This window comes from Parafrankia soli, assembly GCF_001854695.1.
Classification (GTDB): domain Bacteria; phylum Actinomycetota; class Actinomycetes; order Frankiales; family Frankiaceae; genus Parafrankia; species Parafrankia soli.
Window position 1 is genome coordinate 21,647 of sequence record NZ_MAXA01000226.1, and the last position, 7,443, is coordinate 29,089.

The following is a 7,443-nucleotide window of genomic DNA, read 5'->3' on the forward strand; positions in this document are numbered from 1 at the left end:
GGAGAGCAGCGACCGCTACTCCCGCAGTGGGCGTTGCGCCTGGAGTTCAATGAGCTGCCCGAACGGGAAGAAACCCAGACCGACGACATCGGTGTAGACGAAAACCTGGAGGACCTCGGTGGCGAGCGCTCGAAGCTCGATCGAAAAGGGCGGGTAGACGGTCACGCGACCGGCGAGTTCGGCGGGAAGCTCGTGCTCGAGGCGGTGGATCACCGTCTCGAGCTCCTCGAAGCCCGGGTACCGCAACCCGAAATGCATGACATGGCCAGGTTTCGTCCGCGCCAGGTCGTACTGCTCGAGTGCGGCGCGGAGCTCGTCGTCGTCCTGCATCCGGCGCCCGAGGACGTCTTCGAACTGGTTTTGAGGTTCGCGGATCTCGGAGACGTACAGGACGTTGTTGAGCGGATCACGCTGGCSCGCTCCCGAGAATATACCTAGGTACGTCGAACTCGACCCAAGCTCTCTTGTGATGTCTGCGACGGTGCAATCCAGCGTCTCGAATAACGTAACTGCGAGCTGGCTCTCGCCAGGCCGGTGCAGCAGCTCGACATGGTTAAGGAAGAGACCGTCGCGCTCGGTTAATGCCCCCATCGCTTGCGATCCTCTCACGTTTCTCGAATTATGCGGGAAGCGACCGACGACCCCAGATGACCCGACGTCACGCGACGGCACCGCCATTGACACCGAACAGCTGCCCCGTGATGTAGCTGGCCTCCTCAGAGCACAGGTACAGGCAGGCAGCGGCGATGTCGTCGCCTGTGCCCAGCCGGCCGACGGGGATGTGGCTGGCACCTCCGTCGCCCGTCGGATCCCCGAGCTCCGCGCGGGCCTGGCGGAGCATCGGGGTGTCGATGATGTGGGGCGCAATGGTGTTCACCGTGATCCCCTGCCGCGCATATTCGAAGGACACCGCTCTCGTCAACGCGACCACGCCGCCCTTCGACGCGACGTAGTGCGCGTGGTTAGAGGTCATGATCTGGGCGGCCGACGACGTGATCGTGACGATGCGGCCCCAGCCGGCCGCGACCATGTCGGGGATGGCCGCCTGCAGGCAGTGGAACGTGCCGGTGAGATTAACGGCAAGGACACGCTCCCACGAGTCAAGGGAAATCTCGGTGAAGGGATCAAACGGTGCGATCGCCGCGGAGGTCACCATGATCTCGATGGGTCCGAGTTCGCCGCGCACCTGGGCCAGCGCATCTTCGACCGCCGCTCGATCGGAGACATCCACGGCACACGCCATGGCCTGCGCGCCACGTCCCCGCAGCTTCTTGACCGCCTGCTGCGCCGCGTCCCCGTTCACGTCGAGCACCGCCACGCGGTCCCCGCGCCGAGCAAGGTGCTCGCAGATGGAAAACCCCATCCCCGATGCGCTCCCTGTCACGACTGCCACTCGGCCCACGTACACCACCGCTTCCTTGCACTTGGAGAATTCGGCATTCTTAGAACGGCACTCTTGGAACTCAGCGCGTCAGCGCCGCGGCGGTGCGCGCCAGCTCCAGGAGATGGGCACCGGCGGCGCCGCCGGTGATCTCGGGGACCTTCGCGGCAGGCTCGACGAGCAGGACGTCGCCCTTGACGAACTCCGTGTCGCCGACGGTCATCGAGCCGTCGAGGACGAGCGCGCCGCGCCAGTCGTCGACGGACCCGGAGGGGAGCGTCTCGCCCGCCGCCAGCTTCCGGTCGAAGACGATCCCCCGCTCGGGATCACCCGGGTCGCCCAGGTCCCACCAGGCGTTGCCGTCGAGGTGACCCTTCTGCAGACCAGGCGTTGCGTCGACCGGAACGACCTGCCGGCTCCCGTTCTCCACCCGGGCCGGCGGCCGCGGGACGAAGTCGATCGTCTCGAGACCCTTGAGATACGTGAGGGTGGGATGGTCGCGGTACTCCTCGCCGTAGCCGCCGGGCGAGAGGATGTCACGGGCGAAGATCTCGAGCAGCTCGCAGCCCTTGGGACCGTTCAGCAGGAGCCCGTACTCGACGCCCGGCGCGGCGATGAGCACGTCGCCCCGCTTCATCCACCAGTCCCCCATCAGGACGCTGCCGTCCAGCACCACCACCGCGGTCCAGCAGTCGTGCCAGTGCAGCGGCCAGAGCTGGTTCGGCGCCATCCGAATGTCGGGCAGCATCATGCGCCAGGAGTCCTCGGGTCGCCCTAAGAACCACATCTGGGTCCACGTGCAGCCCCCGGGCTGATCCGAGTCCCGCACGATGCCGCCCGGGCCGTCCTTGCCGCCCGGCTCCAGCCGCGAACGCGTCACACCCGGCGCCACCTCGTCGGACGGCGCATCCTTAAAGACAGTCACTGGCATGTGGAACTCTCCCTCGTCGATGCGGTCTGAACTCTCGCTCTACCGTTGCGGGACGTGCCGGGCACCGGCGACCGGTCACCGAGGCGCCGTCAGGTGCGYCGCCTCCAGAGGAGCAGGAGGGCTACCAGCAGAACTGTTCCGGCGACCGAAGGGCCTACGCGCTTGAGAACCCCGCCACCGGCCGTCCCGAGCAGGTCGATCGGCTCGGCTGCCCGGTGGGAGGCGCCCTTTTGGCGGGAGTCGGCCGCCCGCGCCCGCGGTGGGGTCGCGGGCGAGAACGGGATGCAGTCGTTTACGGGCGCGGGTGCGGGTGTCACCCCGTTGACCGCGGACTTACCACCGGCCGTCTCACCCAGTACGGGCGCGGCGGCACCGGTGATCTCGCTGGCCAGGTTCGCCGCGAACTGGCCGATGAGGATGGCCGTGACGTCGGCGAGAGCGGCGCGGCCGAACTGGGCGGGTTTGCCAGTGATGGCGAGGTCCGTCTCGACGAGGACGTCGGTCGCGCCCCCGGTGTCCACGAGCCGGCAGGTGACGACCGCCTTGGCGGTTCCGCCGCCGCGGGTCTCCCGGCCACTGGCCTCGATGACCGCGACCTTGGCCGCCTCGTCCAGGGAAAGGAACGTCGCTGTGCCGCCGTAGGTGAGACCGATCGGCCCGAGCTTGACCTTGACCTTGCCGCTGAAGCTGTCGCCGTCACGCGAGGTGAGGGTCGCTCCGGGCACACAGGGCGCGACCCGCTCGATGTCGAGCAGGACCCGCCACGTGTCATCGACAGGCACGGGGACACTGAAGGTGTTCTCCAGTTTCATCCGATCTCCTTCAAACTCGCGGTGCCATGAATCGATGCGGTCCCTGCGGAAACGGCGGTCGGCGTGCCACCATCCCGGCTGACCGCCATCCGCGCACCTGCTCAGCGAGCTCCCGCACACCTACCCCGAGGTTTCGGCGCGTTCCTCGCGGCGCAGCCGCGCCGCAAGCCGGACGGCGTGCACAATGCCCTGGTAGCCGGTGCAGCGGCAGAGGTTTCCGCTCAGGCCGTCCCGGATCTGCTCGTCGGTCGGATCCGGCACATCCTCCAGGAAAGCCGTGACCGATATGACGAACCCGGGGGTGCAGAAACCGCACTGCAACCCATGTGTCTCCTGGAAGGCGCGCTGCACCAGGCTGAGCGATTCCGGATCGCCCGCCAGCCCCTCGACGCTGGTCACCTCGCTTCCGTCCGCCTGCACCCCGAACATCAGGCAGGACCGGACAGCAAGGCCGTCGAGCAGCACTGTGCACGACCCGCAGACCCCGTGCTCGCACCCCAGGTGGGTGCCGGTCAGCCCGAGGTCCTCCCGCAGCAGGTCGGCGAGAGTCTTGCGCGGCTCGACCCGGGCGCGACAGCGTTCGCCGTTCACGATCAGGTTCACATCCATCTCGGTCATGCGGTGCCTCCCGCCTCGGCCTGGGCCTGGCTCTGGCCTGGGTTCCGTTCCTGTCCCTGGGCCTCCGCGAGGGCCCGGCCAAGTGCTCGCGCAGTCATCTGAGCGCCGAGGTGGCGCCGGTAAGCGGCGGAGCCGTGGGTGTCCGAGGGCGGGTCGAGTGCCGCGACCGCGTCGCGCCCGATCGAGGCGAGGTCCACCTCGTGGGCGTCCGCACCGGTCAGGGTCTGCTCGGCCAGCCGGGCCCGCACCGGAACGCTGCCCATCCCGATCAGCCCGACCGCCGCCCGTACGATGCGCCCGCCATCGACCTGCACCCCACACGCGGCACCGGCCAGCGCGAAGTCGCCGTGCCGACGCGCAAACTCCGCCACGGCGAAGCCGCAGCCACGCCCCCACACCGGAAGGTGCACTGCGGTCACCAGCTCGTCGGGCTCCAGCGCCGTCATGAAGATCGACACGAAGAAGTCGGCGGCCCGGATGCGCCGGCTCCCCCGGGTGCTGCGCACCTCGATCTCGGCGTCGAGCGCGACGGCGACCGCGGGCAGCTCCGCGGCCGAGTCGGCGTGGGCGAGCGAGCCGCCCACGGTTCCACGGTTGCGGATCTGGAAATGGCCGATGTGGGGCGCGGCACGGGCCAACAACGGCACCGAGTCTCGAATGAGCACGTCGGTCTCCAGAGCGCGGTGCCGCGTCAGCGCTCCCACCCGCAGCGTGCCGTTCGACCGGGTGGCGCCGGCAAGCGCCTCGATGCGGTTGACGTCGACGATATGCTCGGGCCGCCCGAGCCGCATCGCCATCACCGGGACAAGGCTCTGGCCGCCGGCGAGGACCTTCGCCTCGTCTCCGAGCTCGGCCAGCAGGGCCACCGCCGCGTCAACAGACTCCGGCACGTGGTAGTCGAATGCAGCGGCTTTCAACAGCGGTTCTCCGTCTCGTCCAACCCGGCGGACGCCGGCTCGGCGTCCCCCAGGGGATCAGGGCCAGCGACACGAGAGTCTCGCCGTCGCACCGGTCGTCGATCATCCCGTGCTGGTGGCTGGATGCACGCGGCCGCCGGGTCGCGGTCGTCAGGCAAGGCGCGCCGACCAACCGCCGTCGACCGCGATGATCACCCCGGTGACGAACGAGGCGCGGTCGGAGGCGAGGAACGCCGCCACCTCGGCCTGCTCACGCGCCTCCCCCGCCCGGCCGAGCGCCGCCTTCGCGCCCAGCGAGCGCATCGCGTCCGCCGGCGCCTCCCGGTTCTTCTCCGTGAGTGTGAACCCCGGCGCTATCACGTTGGCCCGGATGCCCCGCGGCCCGAACTCGGTCGCGGTCGCCTTCTCCTCCCCGCTGATGTCCGCGGCGAGCACCCTGGCGCCCTCGCGCACGAACACCGCCGCCGAGGCATTGCCGATACCCCGCCCCGCACCCGTGATCACGGCGACCTTGCCGTCGAGGATGCCCATCAGTCACCTTCGACGATGCCGTGCTGAAGGAAGACGTGCCGGGCGACGTTCATGGCGTTGTGCCACCCCGACCCGCCGTCGTAGATGCCGGCCTGGGTGATCGCCTCGCCGACCGCCTCGGGCGTGATCCCCAGGTTCAGTGCATTGTTGACGTGGATGTGCAGCTGGTCGTTCTGATACTGCACCTGCAGGACGCTCACGGTGATGAAGCTCCTGGTGCGCAGATCGAGCCCGGGCCGGCCCCACACCTCGCCGTAACCGTAGTCGGCGGTGATCCCGGCCAGTTCCTGCTCGAAGGCCAGCCGGCCTGGTTTGGCGGCCGGGAAGGGGCTGCCGGGCAGCGGCTCGAGCAGGGGGGCGTCGGGACCGAGGCCGATACGCCCGACGCCCAGGGCGGCGACCACCCGGTTCCTGGCCGCGCGCCGCTCCTCGTGGTCCATCGCGGGCTTCGGCTCCACCGGGGCACCCGAGCCCGCCGGCACCAGCCCCCGAGCGACAAACACCTCACCCGCGACACCGGCCGCGTTCTCCCAGGCCGGCAGGCCGCTGTACACACCGGCGTGCAGCAACGTCTCGTGGATCTCCTCCGGAGTGATCCCGATGTTCAGCGCGCTGTTGACGTACCGGTAGAGCTGGTCTTCCCGGCCCAGGGCCGTCAGGACGGCCACAGTGATGAAACTCCGCGTCCGGAGGTCGAGCCCCGGCCGGCCCCAGATCTCGTACTCGTACAGCTGGGCGCCGTGGATCTCGGCCTCCACGGGTAAGGCATACGCCGGCCGCGCGGGCACACCGCCCTGGCGGGACCGCAGCACCGGTGCTTCGGGCGCGGTACCGACCCGGTCGATGCCGAGCTCTCGGCGGACCCGTTCATAGGCCGCCTCGCGCTGCGCCTGGGTCATCATCCCGACGTACCTCCCTGGGTGAACGGAGCTTCGAATGGTTGGACCCCCGTGCCTGCGGACTCCCTTGTCTGGAGCACGGCGATCTCGGCGGTCGGCAGCACGTTCGCGATCCGCCACAGCCCGATCCAGCTCTGCGGAAAGACAGCGGCGTCGACGAGCGCGGCGTGCGCCTCCGGTTCGGGGTCGTCGCACGCGTCCGAGCAGACAATGACCTGGTAGCCGACGTCGAACGCCCACCTGGCGGTGGACAGGACGGTCCCCGCGGTCGCCGACGGCCGGGTCGTGGCTGAAGCGCTCGACGATGTACCCGGTGAAGTCCAGGGCGACGAACGCGGTCAGCTGCGTCGTCGGTGCGCTGGCGGCGACCATCGACTCCCCTTTCACATTGCTTGTATACAACCTTCAGATCAGGTTGTATACAAGTTTGCGGAAATGCGCAAGGGGTGAGCTGTCGGCCCGCCGGCGGCTCTGGGCGTCGGGCGGCGCGCGCCAAACAGTGGCGGGCCGAGGTTAGCCTGCCGATGGACGCAGTGGCGGGGACCCATCGGCCGTCTCCTCTTTCCAACGCGGCCTAGGGCTGTGCCGGCAGGGGGCGTGTCCATCCGGTGTCAGGGCTCTCAAGCGCCGCATACGAAGGGTCATTCCGGTCGCGGGAGCCGAGACCGGGCCGCGACGGCCGCATCAGGCCGCTCGCCGGGACGACATGTGTCAGGTCGACAATCACAAGCCGGTGCGCGATCTTCCATTCACCCTCGCGGCGTTCGAAGCGGTCGATGTACCGCCCGATCGCGAGGAGGACGCGGTCCTCACCTTCGGTCTCGATGCTCCGCCACACCGTGAAGTATGTCTCGCAACCCGCCGTCCTATCATCGTGCAGCGTGATGAGCTGGTTCGTGACCTGGTTCATCGAGACCTTCGCCGAGCGCACGAGGTCGGCGACACCTCGACCTACGGTTCTACCCGAGTAGCGCTGGTCGCCGTGATCGTCGATCGCATCAGGGTGGTACGCGGAGCTGATGAGGTCCGGATCGCAACGGTCCACACCGCGGCAGTACCGCATGGTCGCCTCGCGGATCGCCTGCTTGTCGAGCAGCTGCTGGATCGCCGCCTGCTCGGTACCCGCGATGTCCCTCATAGCGCAGCACCGTCCTCAGCGTGGTCAGGATGTTTTCTCGGCGGGCCGGTAGAAGCGATCCATGGGCTCATGGGAGGAGGCTCGCGCCGGCTCAGCGGTCGTTGGTGAAGAGGAATGCCTGGGCGAGCGGGCCGCCGCCGCCCGTGACGAGGCCGACCTCGGCGTCGGTGACCTGCCGGGTGCCGGCCTGGTTCCGTAACTGCAGGAAGGTCTCGT

At 69.0% G+C, this 7,443-nt stretch carries 11 protein-coding genes; all 11 read right to left on the reverse strand.

What is annotated here, in order from left to right; translation table 11 throughout:
- Nucleotides 1-15 precede the first annotated feature (15 nt).
- Nucleotides 16-591 (reverse strand): hypothetical protein, encoded by a 576-nt coding sequence (locus BBK14_RS21830; RefSeq protein WP_071065105.1) that lies wholly within the window; start codon nt 589-591, stop codon nt 16-18.
- A gap of 67 nt (nt 592-658) precedes the next feature.
- Nucleotides 659-1,402, reverse strand: coding sequence for an SDR family NAD(P)-dependent oxidoreductase (locus tag BBK14_RS21835; protein WP_041256401.1), 744 nt, complete (start codon nt 1,400-1,402; stop codon nt 659-661).
- A 61-nt stretch (nt 1,403-1,463) separates the two neighbouring features.
- Entirely contained in the window at nt 1,464-2,261 is a 798-nt protein-coding gene (locus BBK14_RS21840; protein ID WP_241831740.1) for a cupin domain-containing protein, read from the reverse strand.
- A gap of 140 nt (nt 2,262-2,401) precedes the next feature.
- Nucleotides 2,402-3,124, reverse strand: coding sequence for an SRPBCC family protein (locus tag BBK14_RS21845; protein WP_071065107.1), 723 nt, complete (start codon nt 3,122-3,124; stop codon nt 2,402-2,404).
- 120 nt (nt 3,125-3,244) lie between these two features.
- Nucleotides 3,245-3,742, reverse strand: a complete 498-nt coding sequence (locus tag BBK14_RS21850; RefSeq protein ID WP_020462199.1) for a (2Fe-2S)-binding protein — start codon at nt 3,740-3,742, stop codon at nt 3,245-3,247.
- The gene (locus BBK14_RS21855) at nt 3,739-4,659 is read right to left on the reverse strand and encodes an FAD binding domain-containing protein (RefSeq protein ID WP_071065108.1); all 921 of its coding nucleotides are present in this window, start codon (nt 4,657-4,659) and stop codon (nt 3,739-3,741) included. Before BBK14_RS21855 ends, BBK14_RS21850 begins: the two co-directional genes overlap by 4 nt.
- Nucleotides 4,660-4,809: 150 nt before the next feature.
- The gene (locus tag BBK14_RS21860) at nt 4,810-5,190 is read right to left on the reverse strand and encodes an SDR family oxidoreductase (RefSeq protein ID WP_071065110.1); all 381 of its coding nucleotides are present in this window, start codon (nt 5,188-5,190) and stop codon (nt 4,810-4,812) included.
- On the reverse strand, nt 5,190-6,092 hold the full coding sequence (locus BBK14_RS21865) for a carboxymuconolactone decarboxylase family protein (protein ID WP_071065112.1): 903 nt from the start codon (nt 6,090-6,092) through the stop codon (nt 5,190-5,192). Before BBK14_RS21865 ends, BBK14_RS21860 begins: the two co-directional genes overlap by 1 nt.
- Nucleotides 6,089-6,343, reverse strand: coding sequence for an isochorismatase family protein (locus BBK14_RS41740; protein WP_338045485.1), 255 nt, complete (start codon nt 6,341-6,343; stop codon nt 6,089-6,091). The genes BBK14_RS21865 and BBK14_RS41740 overlap by 4 nt, the downstream gene beginning before the upstream one ends.
- A gap of 320 nt (nt 6,344-6,663) precedes the next feature.
- The gene (locus BBK14_RS21870) at nt 6,664-7,227 is read right to left on the reverse strand and encodes a nuclear transport factor 2 family protein (protein ID WP_020462204.1); all 564 of its coding nucleotides are present in this window, start codon (nt 7,225-7,227) and stop codon (nt 6,664-6,666) included.
- A 91-nt stretch (nt 7,228-7,318) separates the two neighbouring features.
- Nucleotides 7,319-7,443: thiolase C-terminal domain-containing protein (locus tag BBK14_RS41745; RefSeq protein ID WP_420849183.1), on the reverse strand; the 125-nt coding region annotated here is incomplete at its 5' end.

Bases quoted from the DNA above. Each gene is read 5' to 3' on its own strand.
- BBK14_RS21850 (WP_020462199.1), bottom strand. From the start codon at position 3,742: ATGACCGAGATGGATGTGAACCTGATCGTGAACGGCGAACGCTGTCGC.
- BBK14_RS21865 (WP_071065112.1), bottom strand. From the start codon at position 6,092: ATGATGACCCAGGCGCAGCGCGAGGCGGCCTATGAACGGGTCCGCCGA.
- BBK14_RS21860 (WP_071065110.1), bottom strand. From the start codon at position 5,190: ATGGGCATCCTCGACGGCAAGGTCGCCGTGATCACGGGTGCGGGGCGG.
- BBK14_RS21870 (WP_020462204.1), bottom strand. From the start codon at position 7,227: ATGAGGGACATCGCGGGTACCGAGCAGGCGGCGATCCAGCAGCTGCTC.